This is a genomic window from Pantoea sp. AG1095 (assembly GCF_003208415.1).
Taxonomy (GTDB): domain Bacteria; phylum Pseudomonadota; class Gammaproteobacteria; order Enterobacterales; family Enterobacteriaceae; genus Pantoea; species Pantoea leporis.
Window position 1 is genome coordinate 664804 of record NZ_QKMJ01000001.1, and the last position, 19957, is coordinate 684760.

22 protein-coding genes and 1 other annotated feature are annotated in these 19957 nt (G+C 54.0%); of the genes, 11 read left to right on the forward strand and 11 right to left on the reverse strand.

What is annotated here, in order from left to right; all coding sequences use genetic code 11:
- Positions 1-45: 45 nt before the first annotated feature.
- A complete protein-coding gene (gene spy / locus DEU53_RS03225; protein ID WP_110866005.1) occupies positions 46-543 on the forward strand; it encodes an ATP-independent periplasmic protein-refolding chaperone Spy in 498 nt (165 codons plus the stop codon).
- A 78-nt stretch (positions 544-621) separates the two neighbouring features.
- On the opposite strand, the gene cho is transcribed toward spy, so the two are convergent.
- From cho to DEU53_RS03240, 3 genes are all read right to left on the reverse strand, one after another.
- Complete coding sequence (gene cho / locus DEU53_RS03230) at positions 622-1482, reverse strand: excinuclease Cho (RefSeq protein ID WP_110866006.1); 861 nt, start codon at positions 1480-1482, stop codon at positions 622-624.
- A 110-nt stretch (positions 1483-1592) separates the two neighbouring features.
- Positions 1593-2420 (reverse strand): ammonia-dependent NAD(+) synthetase, encoded by an 828-nt coding sequence (gene nadE, locus DEU53_RS03235; RefSeq protein WP_101764585.1) that lies wholly within the window; start codon positions 2418-2420, stop codon positions 1593-1595.
- Between the two features lie 117 nt (positions 2421-2537).
- Positions 2538-3728, reverse strand: a complete 1191-nt coding sequence (locus tag DEU53_RS03240; protein WP_110866007.1) for a multidrug effflux MFS transporter — start codon at positions 3726-3728, stop codon at positions 2538-2540.
- Positions 3729-3920: 192 nt separating this feature from the next.
- Between DEU53_RS03240 and osmE the strand changes: the two genes are divergently transcribed.
- Positions 3921-4256, forward strand: coding sequence for an osmotically-inducible lipoprotein OsmE (gene osmE, locus DEU53_RS03245; RefSeq protein ID WP_007892614.1), 336 nt, complete (start codon positions 3921-3923; stop codon positions 4254-4256).
- A gap of 55 nt (positions 4257-4311) precedes the next feature.
- On the opposite strand, the gene DEU53_RS03250 is transcribed toward osmE, so the two are convergent.
- The 6 genes from DEU53_RS03250 to hxpB form a co-directional block, all read right to left on the reverse strand.
- Positions 4312-4695 carry a DUF6515 family protein gene (locus DEU53_RS03250; protein ID WP_110866008.1) on the reverse strand — a complete coding sequence of 128 codons (384 nt, stop codon included), beginning with the start codon at positions 4693-4695 and terminating at the stop codon, positions 4312-4314.
- Between the two features lie 241 nt (positions 4696-4936).
- Positions 4937-6328, reverse strand: coding sequence for an L-cystine transporter (locus DEU53_RS03255; protein WP_110866009.1), 1392 nt, complete (start codon positions 6326-6328; stop codon positions 4937-4939).
- Between the two features lie 150 nt (positions 6329-6478).
- Positions 6479-7069, reverse strand: coding sequence for a metal-dependent hydrolase (locus DEU53_RS03260; protein WP_110866437.1), 591 nt, complete (start codon positions 7067-7069; stop codon positions 6479-6481).
- A 140-nt stretch (positions 7070-7209) separates the two neighbouring features.
- Positions 7210-7971 (reverse strand): 2-dehydro-3-deoxy-D-gluconate 5-dehydrogenase KduD, encoded by a 762-nt coding sequence (kduD, locus tag DEU53_RS03265; protein WP_110866010.1) that lies wholly within the window; start codon positions 7969-7971, stop codon positions 7210-7212.
- Between the two features lie 13 nt (positions 7972-7984).
- A complete protein-coding gene (gene kduI / locus DEU53_RS03270) occupies positions 7985-8821 on the reverse strand; it encodes a 5-dehydro-4-deoxy-D-glucuronate isomerase (protein WP_110866011.1) in 837 nt (278 codons plus the stop codon).
- Between the two features lie 157 nt (positions 8822-8978).
- Positions 8979-9647 (reverse strand): hexitol phosphatase HxpB, encoded by a 669-nt coding sequence (gene hxpB / locus DEU53_RS03275; protein ID WP_101764580.1) that lies wholly within the window; start codon positions 9645-9647, stop codon positions 8979-8981.
- Between the two features lie 142 nt (positions 9648-9789).
- Here hxpB and DEU53_RS03280 point away from each other — a divergent pair, with 142 nt between their 5' ends.
- Positions 9790-10326 (forward strand): YniB family protein, encoded by a 537-nt coding sequence (locus DEU53_RS03280; protein WP_110866012.1) that lies wholly within the window; start codon positions 9790-9792, stop codon positions 10324-10326.
- Positions 10327-10330: 4 nt separating this feature from the next.
- Here DEU53_RS03280 and DEU53_RS03285 read toward each other — a convergent pair whose 3' ends face one another.
- Together DEU53_RS03285 and ghoS are read right to left on the reverse strand one after the other, a co-directional pair.
- Positions 10331-11224 carry a fructosamine kinase family protein gene (locus DEU53_RS03285; protein WP_110866013.1) on the reverse strand — a complete coding sequence of 298 codons (894 nt, stop codon included), beginning with the start codon at positions 11222-11224 and terminating at the stop codon, positions 10331-10333.
- A gap of 89 nt (positions 11225-11313) precedes the next feature.
- Positions 11314-11604: a type V toxin-antitoxin system endoribonuclease antitoxin GhoS gene (gene ghoS, locus DEU53_RS03290; RefSeq protein WP_110866014.1), complete on the reverse strand. Its 291-nt coding sequence runs from the start codon at positions 11602-11604 to the stop codon at positions 11314-11316.
- A 331-nt stretch (positions 11605-11935) separates the two neighbouring features.
- Between ghoS and DEU53_RS03295 the strand changes: the two genes are divergently transcribed.
- The 8 genes from DEU53_RS03295 to pheT all read left to right on the forward strand — a co-directional run bounded on the left by DEU53_RS03295 (position 11936) and on the right by pheT (position 19953).
- Complete coding sequence (locus DEU53_RS03295; protein ID WP_101764576.1) at positions 11936-12697, forward strand: YdiY family protein; 762 nt, start codon at positions 11936-11938, stop codon at positions 12695-12697.
- A 246-nt stretch (positions 12698-12943) separates the two neighbouring features.
- On the forward strand, positions 12944-14881 hold the full coding sequence (thrS, locus tag DEU53_RS03300; RefSeq protein WP_101764575.1) for a threonine--tRNA ligase: 1938 nt from the start codon (positions 12944-12946) through the stop codon (positions 14879-14881).
- Positions 14877-15428, forward strand: a complete 552-nt coding sequence (gene infC, locus DEU53_RS03305; protein WP_036621995.1) for a translation initiation factor IF-3 — start codon at positions 14877-14879, stop codon at positions 15426-15428. The genes thrS and infC overlap by 5 nt, the downstream gene beginning before the upstream one ends.
- 99 nt (positions 15429-15527) lie before the next feature.
- Complete coding sequence (rpmI, locus tag DEU53_RS03310) at positions 15528-15725, forward strand: 50S ribosomal protein L35 (protein WP_004157374.1); 198 nt, start codon at positions 15528-15530, stop codon at positions 15723-15725.
- Positions 15726-15896: 171 nt separating this feature from the next.
- Positions 15897-16253 carry a 50S ribosomal protein L20 gene (rplT, locus tag DEU53_RS03315; protein ID WP_007892678.1) on the forward strand — a complete coding sequence of 119 codons (357 nt, stop codon included), beginning with the start codon at positions 15897-15899 and terminating at the stop codon, positions 16251-16253.
- Between the two features lie 116 nt (positions 16254-16369).
- Positions 16370-16495 (forward strand) — a sequence feature (Phe leader region).
- On the forward strand, positions 16375-16419 hold the full coding sequence (pheM, locus tag DEU53_RS22910) for a pheST operon leader peptide PheM (RefSeq protein ID WP_106120997.1): 45 nt from the start codon (positions 16375-16377) through the stop codon (positions 16417-16419). (Overlaps the previous feature by 45 nt.)
- Before the next feature lie 72 nt (positions 16496-16567).
- Positions 16568-17551 (forward strand): phenylalanine--tRNA ligase subunit alpha, encoded by a 984-nt coding sequence (gene pheS / locus DEU53_RS03320; RefSeq protein ID WP_101764574.1) that lies wholly within the window; start codon positions 16568-16570, stop codon positions 17549-17551.
- Between the two features lie 14 nt (positions 17552-17565).
- Complete coding sequence (gene pheT, locus DEU53_RS03325) at positions 17566-19953, forward strand: phenylalanine--tRNA ligase subunit beta (RefSeq protein ID WP_110866015.1); 2388 nt, start codon at positions 17566-17568, stop codon at positions 19951-19953.
- The last annotated feature ends 4 nt before the right edge of the window (positions 19954-19957 follow it).

Genomic DNA, 19957 nt, shown 5'->3' on the forward strand with positions numbered 1-19957 from the left:
GCGACACAGGCTGTCGTCATTAAACTGATAAGTAAGGACAATATTATGCGTAAATTAACTTCTGTGTTCCTGGCTACCGCAATGGCTTTTGGTGCTGCAAATATCGTCCATGCAGCGGCAGACAACCTGACTCCGCCGCCAGCAGGCAGCGAAAAACCGATGCATAAGCCGCCGATGCGCCACCACGGTATGGAGATGATGTTTAAAGGTCTGAACCTGACCGATGCGCAGAAAGCGCAGATCAAAACGATTCTGCGTGATGGCCATAAAGAGATGAAACGCCCGTCGCTGGAAGAGCGTCGTGCTGACCATGCCATCATCGCTTCCGATACCTTTGACCGTGCGAAAGCCGAAGTGCAGGCTGAGAAGATGACGGCTAATGCCAAAGATCGTGCGCTGCAGATGATGGAAACTCAGAACAAGATCTACAACGTGCTGACACCAGAGCAGAAGAAACAGTACAACGCGAACTTTGAGAAGCGCTTAACTGAGAAAGGCCCGCACGATGGTAAAACGCCACCACCGCCGGCTGATGCTGAATAAGTTCTTTCGCTAACGGAATAGAGACCGCCGGGGTTGTCCATTGCATCTGATGCTTTGGGCAACCTCGGCGGTTTTGTTTTACAGCTCGATCAGCGGGAACACACCAGAAAGCAGCGGACGGCAGAGAATTTTGTAGCCGTCATGATCAAAGCCGTGCGAGGCGCGCTGCAGCTGGCGCGCTTCGGCTTCGCTGCTGACCGATCCCAGCCAGAACCAGTGATCGATCACATGGATTTGCGTAATGTTTGTCCCCGTTTCCACCATGCCAACCGGGCCTTGCCACGGCCAGCATTGAATGCGCATCTGCTCTAATGCCGCATGCAGGCGCTGCTGATGATCAGCAACCGACTCGTTACCACAGCAGGCACCGGCGCAGCGTTTTAGTGCAGCGCGAAAACAGCCGCGTCCCGGACGCAACGACTCCAGCCCAAGCAAGCCGTGGCACAAGCGCTGCTCATCGGCGATGGCTTTTAGCTTCTCCAGCGCGGCAAAGCGACTGCGAAACAGGCCATAAAGATTTGGCGAGCGGGAGAAGTCGAGATCCTTTGCATACACCACCTGCGGCGCACCGTCGCCCAGCTGCAGCGAACAGAGCTGGCGGTTCTTACGCAGGCGCTTATTAAACAGCGGCTGTTGCGTTTTGATCATCTGCGCTTCCAGCAGCTGAGCGCCGACATCGCCAGCGGTCGGGATCCAGGTGACGCGCCGCGCCTGACGCAGCATTTTGGCTTCATCCGGCGCCCGGAAATGCGCCATCACCCGACTGCGCAGGTTGACGCTTTTGCCGATATACAGCGGCAGATTTTCGCTTTCACCGTGAAAGGTATAGACGCCCGGCTGGTTGGGTAAACCTTCCAGCCACTGACGTAGATGTTCGGGATATTGATAGATGGCTGCCGCATCGAAATCGAGGCGGTGGCTGGCTGCACGTCTGACCAAAGCACACTCCAATTACTGGTTGTCCATCCAGTGTATCAAACTGTGCTTTTTCTCGCCAGTCAGCGGCGATGAGAAAGTTTCCCGCCCGGACGGCGGGAAACGCCATGCACTTACTTCTTCCAGAAGTCGTCGAACACGGTGATCGGCGGACGACGTTTGTGCTCGGTTTTCAGATACCAGCCTTCAATGGTTTTTGCCGCGGCGGCATCGATGGTTTTGCCTTCCAGGTAGGCATCGATTTGCTGATAAGTCACGCCGAGCGCCACTTCATCCTGCAAGCCGGGACGATCATCTTCCAAATCAGCGGTGGGATGCTTGAGATAGAGGTGTTCCGGGCAGCCCAGCGTTTTCAGCAGCTGTTTGCCCTGGCCTTTATGCAGGCGGAAGATCGGGTTGATGTCGCTGCCGCCGTCACCGTACTTGGTGAAGAAACCAGTGATTGCCTCTGCCGCATGGTCAGTACCGACCACCACGCCTTTGGTCATGCCGGCGATGCTGTACTGCGCTTTCATGCGCTCACGCGCTTTTTCATTGCCGCGCACGAAATCCGACACCGTAATACCCGCATCTTTCAACGCACGTTCGCTGGCCAGGATCGCTTCTTTGATGTTTACCACCAGCGTGCGATCGGGTTGGATAAATGCCAGCGCATCCTGACAATCCTGCTCATCGGCCTGCACGCCATACGGCAAACGCACGGCAATAAAGGTGTAATCGTTATCGCCGCTCTCTTCACGCAGTTCGCGAATCGCGGTTTGCGACAAAATGCCGGTCAGTGTTGAATCCTGGCCGCCGCTGATGCCGAGTACCAGCGTTTTCAAAAAGGGATGGGCTTTCAGGTAAGACTTAAGAAAATCAACGCTGACGCGGATCTCCTGCTGCGGGTCGATAACCGGTTTTACACCAAGGGCTTCAATGATTTCCTGTTGCAGTGACATGAACCTCTCCTCAAGTCAGTAGCCTGACGGCACAATGCGAATCATCTGCTAAAGCTAACGCCTCTCCCCACAAACAACAAGCCGCACGGCTGGTTGTTCAGGTTATTTGCTGGCAAATCAGACGTTTTTTGCCTTCTGCACCAGCAGATTGAACGACACAATCGCCAGCATAAAGCAGCCAAAGATGGTGCCGGTCATGCTCGCGACCGAGGTGCCGCCCAGCCCGGTAATGGGTACGCTGATGGCACCAAAGGTGAACATGCCGACGCCAATCACCGCCGAGGCGCTGCCCGCGCGCTGGCCCTGGCTTTGCATCGCCAGCGAAGAAGCGGTGGTGGCGATCACGCCATTACTGGCGATGGTGAAGAACAGCGCGACCAGCAGAACTGGCAGCGCTGCGCCGGTAAGTCCCGCCAGCAGCAAGCAGCTCGACGCAACAAACGCCAGCGTCAGGCCACCTTTCAATACGCGATATTCTCCCCACAGCGGACAGAGGCGTGCACTGGTTTGTGATGCAATAATCAGGCCGAAGCCGTTGGCAGCGAAGCAGAAGCTAAAGGCTTGCGGCGTCAGGCCATACAGCTGTTGCAGTACAAACGGCGAGGCGCCGATATAGGCAAACATGCCGGACATCATAAAACCTTGCGTCAGGCAGAAGCCCATAAACTGCCGATGCGTGACGACCTGGCCGAGCGCCGCCCAGGCGGAAAAGATCGAGCCCTGACTGCGGCGCGCTGGCGGTAAAGTTTCGTGCAATTTCCAGCGGGCAAGGAAGATCAGCACGACGGCGATGCAGCCGAGCACCACGAAAATGCCGCGCCAGTTAAGCACCGTCATCAAGGCGCCGCCCAGCACCGGCGCACCAATCGGCGCTAAACCGTTGACCAGCATCAGCAGTGCAAAGAAACGCGTCAGCTCATGGCCGCTATACATATCTCGGGCAATGGCACGCGACAGCACCGCGCCGCCGGCGCCTGCCAAACCTTCAAACAGACGCGCTACCAGCAGCGAGTGGATGTCTTTTGCCAGCGCACAGCCAATCGAGGCAATAAACAGCAGCACCAGCGATAACAGCAGCGGACGGAGGCGACCAAACTTGTCGCTCATTGGCCCAAATAGCAATTGACCCGCACCTAAACCCAGCAGGCCAGCGGTGAGGCTCAGCTGCGCCGTGGCGGTTTCGGTGTGCAGATCGCGCGCCAGCTCCGGTAGCGCCGGCAGATATAGATCGATACAAAGTGGCCCGAGCGCAGCGAGCAGGCCCAGCGTGATGGCATAAACCAGCCGATGAGAAGGTGCAGGTGTCATTAATCCTCTGTCTTTATTCATTGCTATAGGTATTTTTTCGCGGGTGATTATACGAACCGTAGCGCATCAACACAGCATTTTTACCAAATCCTAACGCTTCGGAATTTAGCTAAATTTATCCCATAAAGTTGATAAATCTGGATTTATGTTCCAGGCTAATTTCACACGGACAAAAAAACGAGGAACAACAACATGAATAAAGTGATGGGATGTATCGCTGCCGCTATGACGCTGGCAGCCCTGTCTGGTTGTACGACTTATGACAAAGCCGAAAGCTACGTAACCAAGCCGGTAGTGAAGGATGTTAAGAAAGGCATGACGCGCGATCAGGTTCGCCAGATTGCCGGCCCAGCGTCTACTGAAATCACCATGGTTCACGCCCGCGGCACTTGCCAGACTTACGTGATTGGCGAGCGCGACGGCAAACCGCAGACCTACTTCGTGAGCTATAACGACACCGGTCGCGTCATGAACTACGGTTTCCAGAGCTGTAAAGACTACGATACCGATCCGCAAGCGGCTCAGTAATCGCAGCAGAATAAGAAACGGCCCGTCATTGACGGGCCGTTTTTCGTTGTGGCGCTTATAAACCGTAAGGACGCGGCACTTCGATATACTCGCCGCCGATCTCGCGCTGGTAGTAATGACCTTCCTGCACGTAATAACGCTTGCCGTTGAAATCCAGCACGCGCATACCGCCGCCCGTCGCGGCTTCAGGCGGCTGCACCACCACATAGGTGTCGCCCTGACGCTGATAGTAGTTACCGTTCAGCATGTAATAGGTCAGACCGCCCAGCAACACGGCGGTTGCTGCTTCGGGTAGGAAACGCAGCGGGCCGGGACCGCCCCAACGTGGACCTCCACCCCAATGCGGGCCTGGGCCGGGGCCCCAACCGCCGGGATGGGCAAAACTGATGGCTGGTGTTAATAAGGTTAACGCCAGCACCGAGGCGATAACTTTTTTCATCGGTGATTCTCCTGCTGTGATTAACAGCAGAATTGGCTTTACTGAGCGAAAACTCAAGCGAAAAGCGGCTGATTTTTCCTCTGTTTACCATGCTTAACGCTTTCCTAACGCTAGCGCCATGATTGGGTTGAATTGGGGAGGAAAGTGGGGAAGGTCGTCATAAACGGCGACCTTATGGAGCATATCGCAGGCATAAAAAAACGGCAGACCTTGCGATCTGCCGTTGTTGCAACTCATCAATTTAGCGGTGTGCCAGTTCGGCGTGTTCGTCGCTCTCCAGCACTTTCTTGTCGGTCAATCCGAGCCAGCGGCTGGTGAGTGAACCGGCGGTCATTGAACCATTAACGTTGAGCGCGGTACGGCCCATATCGATCAGCGGTTCGATGGAGATCAGCAGCGCGACCAGCGTGACCGGCAGGCCCATCGCCGGCAGCACGATCAGAGCGGCGAAGGTGGCACCGCCGCCGACGCCAGCCACACCGGCAGAACTCAGCGTCACGATACCTACCAGCGTTGCAATCCACATTGGATCAAACGGGTTGATGCCCACGGTTGGCGCAACCATCACCGCCAGCATGGTGGGATAGAGACCGGCACAGCCGTTCTGGCCGATGGTGGCACCGAATGACGCCGAGAAGCTGGCGATCGATTCTGGCACGCCCAGGCGACGCGTTTGAGTCTCCACATTCAGTGGAATACTGGCGGCGCTGGAACGGCTGGTGAAGGCGAAGGTGATCACCGGCCATACTTTACGGAAGAAGCGCATTGGATTGATGCCGTTAACCGACAGCAGCAGCGCGTGTACGGCAAACATGATCGCCAGACCGAGATAAGAGGCCACCACGAAGCCACCCAGCTTGATGATGTCCTGCAGGTTGGAACCGGCTACTACTTTAGTCATCAGCGCCAGCACACCGTACGGCGTCAGCTTCATGATCAAACGCACCAGCTTCATGACCCAGGATTGCAGGGTATCGATGGCCACCAGCACGCGCTCGCCTTTGACCTTGTCATCTTTCAGCAGTTGCAGCGCCGCCACACCGAGGAAGGCGGCGAAAATCACTACGCTGATGATCGAGGTGGGGTTGGCGCCCGCCAGATCGGCAAACGGGTTTTTCGGAATGAAGGAGAGCAGCAGCTGTGGCGTGCTGAGATCAGCCACTTTGCCCACGTAGTTGCTCTGAATCGCGCTCAGACGCGCGGTTTCATGCGCACCTTGCACCAGACCTTCAGCGCTAAGGCCAAACAGGCCGGTCACCAGCACGCCAACCAGCGCGGAGATTGCGGTGGTAAACAGCAGCACGCCAATGGTCAGCACGCTAATTTTACCCAGCGATGAGGCATTGTGCAGACGTGCGACCGCGCTCAGGATCGAGGCGAACACCAGCGGCATCACGATCATCTGCAACAATTGCACGTAGCCGTTACCGACGATATTGAACCAGCCAATCGACGCTTTCACGGTTGGGCTGTTTTCGCCATAGATGGTTTGCAGCGCCAGACCAAAGGCCACACCGAAAACCAAACCGGTCAGCACGCGTTTGGACAGGCTCCAGCTTTGGTTGCCAATCCGATTCAGCAGAATCAGGAGTGCGATAAACGCCACGATATTAATAATGAGGGGAAAATCCATGCTCAACTCCAGAGTGTGACGCGCCATCCTGGGATGGCACGAAAAACAGTAAGTTCCCGTTAGGGAATATTTGGAATGTTATCAGTTCAACGTGGGGCGGGCTTATACCCAAAAAGAATGCTTTATAACTTTAACGCTTGATTCGACTGCTTATTGACCGTTTTGACCATTAACCAACCGACCGACGCCATTTTGTAGCGTATTGAACAGTTGCTCCGGCCAGCCGTTGGCACCAAAAGAGGGCATGCCGGGCGGGAACCATAACGCATAACCGACCAGCGCCAGACAAAGTGCGCGCTCCAGCTGGTTACCTTTTTGACTATTCAGGATGGGCAAACGGAAGCGCCAGCGGCAGGGCCACAGTAGCGGCACGCCGGCGGGCGTGAGCATATCGGCGACAATATGGCTGAGATAGCCGAGCGTCATGCCTTGCAGCACGTCGGCGGGAAGAAACCAGTCGGCGGGTACATTGATCTGGAATAGCCACAAACTCACCGCCACCGCCAGCAAACTGTGGGTAAAACCGCGATGACCAAAGATGCGGGCGATGGGATGCGATAGCCACCTTAAGCGCTGGCCTAACACGGATTTAGGGTGATCGATATCGGGCAGCAGGCAGGTTAACAGCGCAGCAGGCACTAAATGCCACCAGTCGGCGCTGGCCAATACTGGCGTCAGCTCCGCGCGCTTGGCAAAAATGGCGCTGGCAATGGCAAAAATGATATGGCCTTCGGCCGTCATGATGAAACCTGGCTGCATAAAACTGTCGATGCATCCAGTATAGGGATTTATCCAGTGAATGAGAATGGTGACGCTGTAACGAAGCGTTAATATTTTTCACTTTCCCGCGTCACAATGACGCGGGAAAAGAACGGGTTAGCCTAGCGCGCTAACCATCCGCCGTCGACGGCCAACGTATAACCTTGCACATAGTCGGAGGCGCTGGAGGCGAGGAACACAATCGGGCCCATCATGTCGTCCGGGATGCCCCAGCGACCTGATGGAATGCGGCCTAAAATCTCCTCGTTGCGTGACTCATCGCTGCGCAGCTGTTCCGTGTTATTGGTGGCCATGTAGCCCGGTGCAATGGCGTTAACATTGATGCCGTGCTTCGCCCATTCGTTGGCCATCAAACGGGTTAACCCCATCACTGCGCTTTTTGATGCGGTATAAGAAGGCACGCGAATGCCGCCCTGGAACGACAGCATCGAGGCGATATTGATGATCTTGCCGCCATTGCCTTGCGCGATAAACTGCCGGGCGACCTGCTGTGACAGGAAGAACAGACTTTTGCTGTTGATGTTCATCACATCATCCCAATCCTGCTCGCTGAAGTTGAGTGCATCTTCGCGGCGAATGATGCCGGCGTTATTCACCAGGATATCGATGCGACCGGCCTGCGCCACCGCCTGTTCAACAATTTGCGGCACGATGGACGGCTTGGTCAGATCGGCCTGAATTGACCAAAAACGGCGGCCTAACGCCTCAACTTTGGCCTGCGTATCATCCGGTCCGGCGCGGTTAACGCCAATAATGTCACATCCCGCCTGCGCCAGACCCAGCGCCATACCTTGGCCTAAACCGGTATTGCAGCCGGTGACCAGCGCGATTTTGCCTGCAAGATTAAATGCGTTGAGTATCATGATTCGCTCCTTGTTAGCGCAGTGCGCTGATATTGACGTGGTCCATGTCATCAAATACCTGGTTTTCACCCACCATGCCCCAGATAAAGGTATAGCGCTGCGTTCCCACGCCCGCATGAATCGACCAGCTCGGTGAAATCACCGCTTGCTCGTTATGGACCAATAGATGACGCGTCTCCTGCGGCTGGCCCATCATGTGGAACACGGCGCTGTCGTCGGCCATGTCGAAATAGAAATAGACTTCCATGCGACGTTCGTGGGTGTGACACGGCATGGTGTTCCACAAGTTGCCGTCATCAAGGCGGGTTAATCCCATGGTTAACTGGCAGGTTGGCAACACGTCGGGCACGATGAATTTGTTAATGGTGCGGCGGTTCGAGGTGGCCGCGTCGCCGAGCGTGGCTTTCACTGCCTCGTCGAGGGTGATTTTTTTGTCTGGATAATGGGCGTGTGCCGGCGCGCTATTGTAGTAAAACTTCGCCGGGCGGCTGGCATCGCTGCTGCGGAAAACCACGCTCTGCGCGCCTTGTCCGACATACAACGCTTCCTGCTGACCAATCTCCCAGGTTTTGCCATCCACTTCAATCACCCCGGGTCCACCGATGTTGATTACGCCGAGTTCGCGGCGTTCGAGAAAGTAACTTACGCCCAGCTGCTTACCCACTTCATGGCCGATAGGCACCGGTTTCTGCACCGGCATCACGCCGCCGATAATGATGCGATCGATATGGCTGTAAGTGAGGGTGTAATTGTCGGCGTCGAAAATCTTGTCGATCAGAAACTCACGGCGTAAGCCGTCCGTGTCCAGGGTTTTGGCATGCTCGCTATGAATGCTTTGACGAATGTCCATCTCAGGCCTCTCAAGAGTCAAAGGAAGTGGTCCCGATGCGGGTCTTTGGGCATCTTAGGCAGGATGAGATGTGAATTCAATAAAAATGAAACGATGTTTTATTTATTTGCGTGCGCGATCAAGTTGCATAAAAAAGCCCGCGTTAAGCGGGCTGCGATTAACCGTGCAGATGTTCGGGTTTGAGCTGGGTTAAATCATCAAGAATCACATTGGCCAGCGCCCAACGCGCATCTTCACGATGCTCGGCCGCCGGCACCACGATTGAACGCATGCGTGCGGCTTTGGTAGCGATCATGCCGTTGAAAGAATCTTCCAGCGTGACGCAGTTAAGCGGATCGATACCCAGTTTGGCTGCGGCGTCGAGATAGACCTGCGGATGCGGCTTGCTGTACGGCAGCGCTTCCGCGGACGCCAGCACATCAAAGTATTTGCGCAGGTCAAACATCTCCAGCACTCGCTCCAGCATGTGCAGCGGCGAGGCGGAGGCGAGGCCGATTTTCAAACCTTGCTGCTGGCACAGTTGCAGCGCCTGCTCCACGCCAGGCAGCAGCGGACGCGTCTCTTCCACCAGCGCCAGCGCGCGGGCGATGATGCGTTGCGTCACTTCCTGTTGATCCGGGCCGCTCCAGGGCAGCGCTTCAAACCACATGCGCACGGTTTGATCGATGCGCAGACCCAGCGTATCGGGCAACTCGTGGCGGCGGGTGATATCCACGCCAAGGCTGGCGAAAATATCCAGTTCTGCGCGATCCCAGAGCGGTTCTGAGTCGATCAATAATCCATCCATATCAAAGATGGCGGCCAATACAGGACGACGATATGACATATAACTGCTCCCTTAGAAATTTGGCTTACCATAGCACGAGAGCCGGATAAAGCCGACTTGCGGCAGGCCACGCATTTTTCAGGAAAAATTGCAGTAGTGCAGGTAGACTTAGGCAAAACTATTTTTGGTTCAGGGAGACACCATGACTTACCAACAGGCTGGCCGCATCGCCATCCTTAAGCGAGTGGCTGGCTGGGTGATTTTTATACCCGCATTGTTATCCACGATTATTTCGCTGCTGGGCTTTATGTTTAAGCACAGTGAAAAGCAGCCGGGCATCGATGCCGTGATGCTCGATTTTGTGCATGTCATGGTCGACATGGTGAAGTTCAATACGCCGTTTCTCAATGTGTTTTGGCAGAACTCTCCGGTGCCGGAATTTAACGGTGGCGCGAATATCGGGTTTTGGCTGATCTACATCCTGATCTTTGTCGGCATAGCGCTGCAGGCTTCAGGTGCGCGCATGTGGCGTCAGTCGCGCCATATTAAAGAGGGAATTGAAGATCAGCTGATCATGGAACAGGCCAAAGGCAGTGAAGGGCGCACGCGAGCGCAGCTGGAAGAGAAAATCCACATCCCGCGTCACACCATTTTCTTGCAGATTTTCCCGCTCTATATCCTGCCAATCATTATCGCTATCGCGGGCTACTTTGTGCTGAAACTGCTCGGCATGCTGTAACACGTCAGGCCGGTCTGGCCTGACGTTCGCCCAACACATCCTCATCTAACAACTGGCCGATGGCGAACTGCGCTTCGCCCGTCCAGTTGCCGCCGAAAACATTGGCGCGATTCAGCAGGTAATAGAGCTGATACACCGGCTGACGCTGCGAGAATCCGTCTTCCAGTGGCCAAACAGCCTGGTAGCCATCATAGATCTGGCGCGGCAAATCGGCGTAGTAACTCAGCATCGCTAAATCGCATTCGCGATCACCCCAATAGCAGGCGGGATCAAACAACCACGGACCCTCTGCGCTGCCGGCGCAGTTGGCGGGCCACAAATCGCCGTGTAATAAAGAAGGTTGCGGATGGTGGTTGGCTAACGTGCGCTGCACACAATCAACAATCAGTTCGGTATCGCCATAGTGCACGCCTTTTTCCGCGGCCAGTTGCAGCTGCCAGCCGATGCGCTGCTCAGCGAAGAACACTGACCAGCGGCGTAACCAGCTATTCGGCTGAGGTGAGGTGGTGATGTTGTTGTCGAAATCGAGACCAAATTGCGGTTGCTCGCTCCATTGGTGTAGATGCGCCAACTGCTGGCCGAGCTGGAAAGCGCTCTGTGCGGTAAAGGGATGAGGCGGAATATATTCCAGCAGCAGGAAGCTGGTATCACGATCATTGCCAACGCCATACACTTTCGGGACGCGAACGGTTTGCGTGCGCGCCAGCAGGTCGAGTTGATCGGCTTCCCAACTGAACAAGGTGAGCATATCGCGGGTGTTACATTTGACGAACACATCCAACTCGCCATAGCGGATGCGCCAGGCGGGATGGACATCGCCACCGGGAAGTTCCTGACGGTCGGTGATTTCGGCATCACCGGCGTACTCGCTTAACAGACGACTAATGGCTGACCACATCGGGTAATCCTCTTTGTTCGCTGCGTGAGTTCGATTGTAACGCGCAAAACCTGAGCAAACCTGGCGTCGATGCCGTTTTTTGCACTGCGTCAGGATTGTTGTTTCAGAAACGCCTCTAACGTGATGACGGTGACCTCAGGTTTATGATCGAGCGCGATTTGGGCATATCCCGCGGCTTGCTCTGCTATTTCATGCTCCTCTAACGCGCTGACAATGCCGAAGCTATTGGTGCCCAACTCATGTGGATGACCTTCATCATCGCTTAAGGTGGTGCTGTATCCGCCATTGATCATGGCGCTGTTCACTGACTGCACGTCGCCGAGTCCACTTTCCTGATATTTCAACGTGACAATGTAACGTTTGACATCATGGCCACTCATTATTCACCTCATTGTTATCGAACAGATTTCAGCGTAGACCAGCGCGCTGTATAGAGCGAATTTTAGCCAATTCATTAGTTAAAATAGCAGGTAAAGCTTTGTCAAAAGAGTTCAGAAAAATCTTGTAGCCTTCAGGCTGCTATTTGAGTAAGTACCCCCTATAATGCGCAGCGAAAATGGGAAAAGTCCCATTAAAAGAGCGGTCCAGCGGCTTTCCTGGTTTTTTATGCGGATACATACTTTTTTACAAAACTTACGGTAAATTGCATTGATTGGCCGGAGAAACGCTTCAGACTCTTCGTTTTTTAAACTGTCGTACGGATTACTTTTAATGAAAGCCTTTAACAAGCTGTCCGCTGTTTTATTGCTCTCTGCTGGAGCATTTTGTCACCAGGCCTTTGCAGATAACGCCGTTTTCACCTCCATGGATGACCCTGCAACGGCGAAAAAGCCGTTTGAAGGCAGCGCGTCAGCGGGTTACCTGGCTCAAACTGGAAACACCACCAGTTCTTCGCTGAGTGCGTCTACCAATATGACGTGGTATCAAACCAATACCGCATTGAGTCTGTGGGGCAACGCCGCAAACAACTCCTCAAACGATGAGCGTTCATCTGAGACTTACAATATCGGTGGCCGTAGCCGCTATAACCTCAATAGCGCTGATTACCTGTTTGGCCAGGCAAGCTGGCTAAGCGACCGTTTCAACGGTTATGACTCACGCGATGTGCTGACCGCCGGTTACGGTCGTCAGATCCTCAGCGGCCCGGTTCACTCACTGCGTGCTGAATTCGGTCCGGGTGTGCGTTACGACGATTTCCATGATGGCGGCCATGAAACCAAAGCATTGGGTTATGGTGCAGTGAGCTATCAATGGCAGCTGACAGATACCACCAAATTTATCCAGGGTGTTTCTGTGCTGAGCAGCTTCGGTGAAGACACCACGCTGAACTCAGAAACCGCGCTGCAGGTGGCCATCAATGCCCATTTCGCGCTGAAGCTGGGCTACAACGTGACCTGGAACAATAATCCGCCAGAATCTGCGCCGGATCGTACCGATACCAAAACCACGATCCAGCTCTCATACTCAATGTAAGCGAGACGGATGTGAATCACCGCTGCCAGGCCTGTGCCTCGCAGCGGTTTTTTTTATTTCTCTTTAGCTTAGCGAATCTCTGCACGGGTTTTGATCGGCGGCGAAAGCTGCTATTATCATCGCCGCTTTACATTCCTGGCGTCATTCCGACAACGTGGGTCTGACATCACGCCGGGTTACACACTATGAAACTCATTTTTGCATGTAGGCTTTCGTGTGGCTTACCACTGCAATTAAGGATATGAAATGCCAGTAATTACTCTTCCTGATGGCAGCCAGCGCAGCTTTGACCGTCCGGTCAGCGTGATGGATATTGCGTTGGATATTGGACCGGGTTTGGCGAAAGCCTGCATCGCGGGTCGCGTGAATGGCGAATTGGTTGATGCGGTTGATCCGATCACCGAGGACGCTCAGGTCGCGATTATTACCGCTAAAGACGACGCCGGTTTAGAAATCATTCGTCACTCTTGCGCGCACCTGTTAGGGCATGCGATTAAGCAGCTGTGGCCAAACACCAAAATGGCGATCGGCCCGGTGATTGATAACGGTTTCTATTATGACGTTGACCTGGAACATACCTTAACCCAGGAAGATCTTGAGCTGCTGGAAAAGCGTATGCACCAGCTGGCTGAAACCAACTACGATGTGGTGAAGAAAAAGGTGAGCTGGCAGGAAGCACGTGACGTGTTTGCTGAGCGTGGCGAAAGCTACAAAACCACCATTCTTGACGAGAACATCAGCCACGACGATCGTCCTGGCCTGTATCAACATGAAGAATACATCGACATGTGCCGCGGTCCGCACGTGCCGAATATGCGTTTCTGCCATCACTTCAAACTGCAGAAAATCTCCGGGGCTTACTGGCGCGGCAACAGCGACAACAAAATGCTGCAGCGTATTTACGGTACGGCCTGGGCGGATAAAAAGCAGTTGGCTGCCTATCTGCAGCGTCTGGAAGAAGCGGCGAAGCGCGATCACCGTAAAATCGGTAAGCAGCTCGATCTCTACCACATGCAGGAAGAAGCACCGGGCATGGTGTTCTGGCACAATGACGGCTGGACCATCTTCCGCGAGCTGGAAGTGTTTGTGCGTACCAAGCTGAAAGAGTACGACTATCAGGAAGTGAAAGGTCCGTTCATGATGGACCGCGTGCTGTGGGAGAAAACCGGGCACTGGGAGAACTATAAAGAAGCCATGTTCACCACCTCTTCAGAGAACCGTGAATATTGCATCAAGCCGATGAACTGCCCAGGCCACGTTCAGATCTTTAATCAGGGTCTGAAATCCTACCGCGACCTGCCGCTGCGTATGGCGGAGTTTGGCAGCTGCCATCGTAACGAGCCATCAGGTGCCTTGCATGGTCTGATGCGCGTGCGCGGCTTTACCCAGGATGATGCTCACGTCTTCTGTACCGAAGATCAGGTACGTGATGAGGTGAACAGCTGTATCCGCATGGTATACGACATGTACAGCACCTTCGGTTTTGAAAAAATCGTGGTGAAGCTGTCGACCCGTCCGGAAAAACGTATCGGTACCGACGAAATGTGGGATCGTGCGGAAGTGGATTTGGCAGAAGCGCTGAAAGAGAATGATATTCCATTCGAATATCAGCCGGGAGAAGGTGCCTTCTACGGCCCTAAAATTGAGTTTACCCTGTACGATTGTCTCGACCGCGCCTGGCAGTGTGGTACCGTTCAGCTAGACTTCTCCCTGCCGAAGCGTCTGGACGCGACTTTTGTCGGCGAAAACAACGACCGCCAGACACCGGTAATGATCCATCGCGCAATTCTCGGTTCAATGGAGCGCTTTATCGGCATCCTGACCGAAGAATTCGCTGGATTCTTCCCGAGTTGGCTGGCGCCGGTGCAGGCTGTGGTGATGAATATCACCGACAGTCAGTCAGAATACGTCAGTGAATTGACGAAGAAATTGCAGAATGCTGGCATTCGTGTCAAAGCAGACTTGAGAAACGAGAAGATAGGCTTTAAAATCCGCGAGCACACATTACGTCGCGTCCCTTATATGCTGGTTTGCGGTGACAAAGAGGTGGAAGCAGGCAAAGTTGCCGTGCGCACCCGCCGTGGTAAAGACCTTGGGAGCATGGACGTAGATGTGTTTGTTGAGAAGCTGCAACAAGAGATTCGCAGCCGACATCTTCACCAATTAGAGGAAACAGGTTATTAAAGGCGGAAAACGAGTACAACCAACACGTCCGAACCGTATCAACGGCGAAATCCGTGCCACCGAAGTGCGCTTAACTGGCGTAGACGGCGAGCAACTTGGCATTGTCACCCTGCGTGAAGCCATTGAGAAAGCTGAAGAAGCCGGCGTAGATTTAGTTGAAATCAGCCCGAACGCCGAACCGCCGGTTTGCCGTATCATGGATTACGGCAAGTTCCTTTATGAAAAAAGCAAGTCTTCTAAGGAACAGAAGAAGAAGCAGAAAGTTATCCAGGTTAAGGAAATCAAATTCCGTCCTGGTACCGATGATGGCGACTATCAGGTCAAACTACGCAACCTGATTCGCTTTCTGGAAGAGGGTGATAAAGCCAAAATCACGCTGCGTTTCCGCGGTCGTGAGATGGCGCACCAGCAGATCGGTATGGAAGTGCTTAACCGCGTCCGTAAAGATCTGTGTGAAGACATGGATCTGGCGATTGTCGAATCCTTCCCTTCGAAGATCGAAGGTCGTCAGATGATCATGGTGCTCGCTCCTAAGAAGAAACAGTAGGCCTTCAAGTAATAAAGCCGCGCAGCGCTTGCGTTGTGCGGATTTTTATTCGCCTGTCTGATTCATTTTATTAACAATGCGAAGTGGATATTTGTAAAAATGCCAAAGATTAAAACTGTACGTGGCGCCGCTAAGCGCTTCAAGAAGACCGCTTCTGGCGGCTTCAAGCGTAAGCACGCGAACCTGCGTCATATTCTGACTAAAAAGTCTACTAAGCGTAAACGTCACCTGCGTCCGAAAGGCATGGTGTCTAAAGGCGATCTGGGTCTGGTTATTGCCTGCCTGCCGTACGCATAAGTAAATTTTTTTTAGTTTAATTCCCCGAAAGATTTCGGGTTGCAGCAAGGCGGCAACTGAATGAATCCCTTAACTTACATCAGTAAGTGACTGGGATGAATGAAGACAGCCAACGCCGCTGCGGCACGAAAGATGAAGGGAAATCACAGAATATGATATAGGAGAGCTCACATGGCTCGCGTTAAACGTGGTGTAATTGCTCGCGCACGTCACAAGAAAATCTTAAAACAAGCTAAAGGCTACTATGGTGCACGTTCACGTGTATACCGCGTTGCCTTCCAGGCTGTTATCAAAGCTGGTCAGTATGCTTACCGTGACCGTCGTCAACGTAAGCGTCAGTTCCGTCAACTGTGGATCGCGCGTATCAACGCTGCGGCTCGTCAGAACGGTATCTCTTACAGCCGTTTCATCAATGGCCTGAAAAAAGCCTCTATTGAAATCGACCGTAAGATTCTGGCTGACATCGCTGTATTCGACAAAGTGACATTTACTGCACTTGTTGAAAAAGCAAAATCAGCTCTGGCGTAAGTCAGTTGAAAAAGGGAGCTTGCTCCCTTTTTTATTACCCGCAACTCACGCAAAAGATTGACATTTTGGCCGCTGCGCATTTCAATAGTGCGGTTTCTAAATATGACAAGGTAACGCAAGCATGAATGCTGCTATTTTCCGTTTCTTTTTTTACTTTAGCGCCTGAACATCAGGGGCTTTTGCGCATAAGAAAAGAAACGAAAAATCGCGCTGAAAGCCTCCCTCGTGGAGGCTTTTTTTGTTTCTGGCGACACTTAATCGGATCATCTGATCCCAACGAGAACTGACCAGCCCGGCTGGAAGAAGAGGAAATCATGTCCCAACTCGCAGACCTGGTGGCTCGTGCCACGGCCGCCATCGACGAGGCGGCGGATATCGCTGCTCTGGACGCCGTGCGCGTCGAATTTCTGGGTAAGAAAGGGCATCTGACGCTGCAAATGACCACCCTGCGTGAACTGCCGGCAGAAGAGCGCCCGGCTGCGGGTGCGGTCATCAACGAGGCCAAACAGCAAGTGCAGGACCGCCTTACCGCGCGCAAAGAGACGCTGGAGAGTGCGGAGCTGAATGCGCGTCTGGCTGCGGAAACCATCGACGTGTCGCTGCCTGGCCGCCGCGTTGAGAATGGTGGCTTGCATCCGGTGACCCGCACTATTGATCGTATCGAAACCTTCTTCGGCGAACTGGGTTTCGCGGTGGTAACAGGTCCGGAAATTGAAGACGATTACCACAACTTTGATGCGCTGAACATTCCCGGCCATCACCCGGCGCGTGCCGATCACGACACGTTCTGGTTTGATGCCACGCGTCTGCTGCGCACCCAAACTTCAGGCGTGCAGATCCGTACCATGAAAAACCAGCAGCCGCCAATCCGCATCATCGCGCCAGGCCGTGTTTATCGTAACGATTACGATCAGACGCACACGCCAATGTTCCACCAGATGGAAGGTTTGATTGTCGATAAAGACATCAGCTTTACCAACCTGAAAGGCACACTGCACGATTTCCTCAACAACTTCTTCGAAGAGAATCTGCAAATTCGCTTCCGTCCTTCTTACTTCCCGTTCACCGAACCGTCCGCAGAAGTGGACGTGATGGGTAAAAACGGCAAGTGGTTGGAAGTGCTGGGTTGCGGCATGGTGCACCCGAACGTATTGCGCAATGTTGGCATCGATCCGGAAATTTATTCGGGCTTTGCGTTTGGCATGGGCATGGAGCGTCTCACCATGCTGCGCTACGGTGTGACCGATCTGCGCGCCTTCTTCGAAAATGATTTACGTTTCCTCAAACAATTTAAATAAGGGCAGGTTATCCAATGAAATTCAGTGAACTCTGGTTACGCGAATGGGTAAATCCAGCCCTGGACAGCGCTGCGCTGTCTGAGCAAATCACCATGGCCGGCCTTGAAGTGGACGGCATGGATCCGGTTGCCGGTGCGTTCCACGGTGTTGTGGTGGGTGAAGTGGTTGAGTGCGGCCAGCATCCGAACGCCGACAAACTGCGCGTCACCAAAATCAACGTCGGTGGCGAGCGCCTGTTGGATATCGTCTGCGGCGCGCCAAACTGCCGTCAGGGCCTGAAAGTGGCGGTGGCGACCGTTGGCGCTGTGCTGCCGGGCGATTTCAAAATCAAAGCAGCAAAACTGCGTGGCGAGCCGTCTGAAGGCATGCTGTGCTCCTTCTCTGAGCTGGGTATTTCCGACGATCACAACGGCATCATCGAGCTACCAGCCGATGCGCCAATTGGCACCGATATCCGCAGTTATCTGCAGCTGGATGACAACACCATTGAAATCAGCGTCACGCCAAACCGCGCCGATTGTCTGGGCATCATCGGGATTGCGCGTGATGTAGCAGTATTGAACGGTTTGCCGCTGACGGCACCCGCAATTGAGCCGGTAAAAGCCACCATCAACGATACCTTCCCGATTCGTGTTGATGCCACCGCCGCGTGCCCGCGCTACCTTGGCCGCGTGGTGAAAGGTGTCAACGTTAAAGCCGCTACGCCATTGTGGATGCGTGAGAAGCTACGTCGTTGCGGTATTCGCTCAATCGATCCGGTGGTCGATATCACCAACTTTGTACTGCTGGAGCTTGGTCAGCCGATGCATGCCTTCGATCTCGACCGCATCGACGGCGGCATCGTGGTGCGTATGGCAGAAGAGGGCGAAGTGCTGACGCTGCTGGATGGTACCGAAGCTAAACTCAGCAGCGACACGCTGGTGATTGCCGATCACCACAAAGCGCTGGCGATGGGCGGCATCTTTGGTGGCGAGCATTCCGGTGTCAATGAAGAGACGCAAAATGTGCTGTTCGAATGCGCCTACTTTGATCCGCTGGCGATCACCGGCCGCGCTCGCCGTCAGGGCCTGCATACCGACGCGTCACATCGTTACGAGCGTGGCGTCGATCCAGCGTTGCAGCACAAAGCGATTGAACGCGCGACGCAACTGTTGCTCGACATCTGTGGCGGCGAAGCGGGCCCGGTCATCGACCAAACTGACGCGAGCGCGCTGCCGCCACGCGCCACCATCACGCTGCGCCGTGAAAAGCTCGATCGCCTGATTGGCCATGTGATTGCTGACGAACAGGTTACTGACATCCTGACGCGTTTGGGTTGCGAAGTGAAAGTGAGTGCAGGTGAGTGGCAAGCCGTTGCGCCAAGCTGGCGTTTCGATATGGCTATCGAAGAAGATCTGGTCGAAGAAGTGGCGCGCGTTTACGGCTACAACAACATCCCTGATGTGCCGGTGAAAGCCAGCCTGATCATGACGCAGCATCGTGAAGCCGACCTGTCGCTGAAGCGTGCGAAAAATCTGTTGGTAGATAAAGGTTATCAGGAAGCGATTACCTACAGCTTCGTTGATCCCAAACTGCAGCAGTTGCTGCATCCGGGCGAAGAGGCGCTGATCCTGCCCAGCCCAATCTCCAGCGATATGTCGGCAATGCGCCTGTCGCTGTGGACCGGTTTGCTGGGCGCGGTGGTGTATAACCAAAACCGTCAGCAGGGCCGCGTACGCCTGTTTGAAAGCGGTTTACGCTTTGTTCCTGATACACAGGCCGATCTGGGTATCCGCCAGGATCTTATGCTGGCCGGCGTTTTAAGCGGCAATCGCTATGAAGAGCATTGGGATCTGGCGCGTCAGACGGTTGACTTCTATGATTTGAAAGGCGATTTAGAATCGCTGCTGGATTTGACCGGTAAACTTGATGAGATTTCCTTCCGTGCGGAAGCCAATCCGGCGCTGCATCCAGGACAAAGCGCCGCCATTTATTTACGCGGCGAACGAATCGGATTTATCGGGGTGGTTCATCCAGAGCTGGAACGTAAGCTGGATCTGAATGGTCGCACCTTAGTGTTTGAACTGCTTTGGAATAAGGTCGCAGACCGCGTCCTGCCTGATGCGCGCGAGATTTCTCGCTTCCCGGCAAACCGTCGTGATATCGCCGTTGTGGTGGCTGAAAATGTGCCTGCAGCAGATATCATTGCGGAGTGTAAGAAAGTTGGCGTAAATCAGGTAGTTGGCGTAAACTTGTTTGACGTGTACCGTGGTAAGGGCGTAAACGAAGGTGAAAAGAGCCTAGCGATTAGCCTGATTTTGCAGGATACCAGCCGGACACTCGAAGAAGAGGAGATTGCCGCGACCGTTGCCAAATGCGTTGCGGCATTAAAAGAGCGATTCCAGGCAACCTTGAGGGATTGAACCT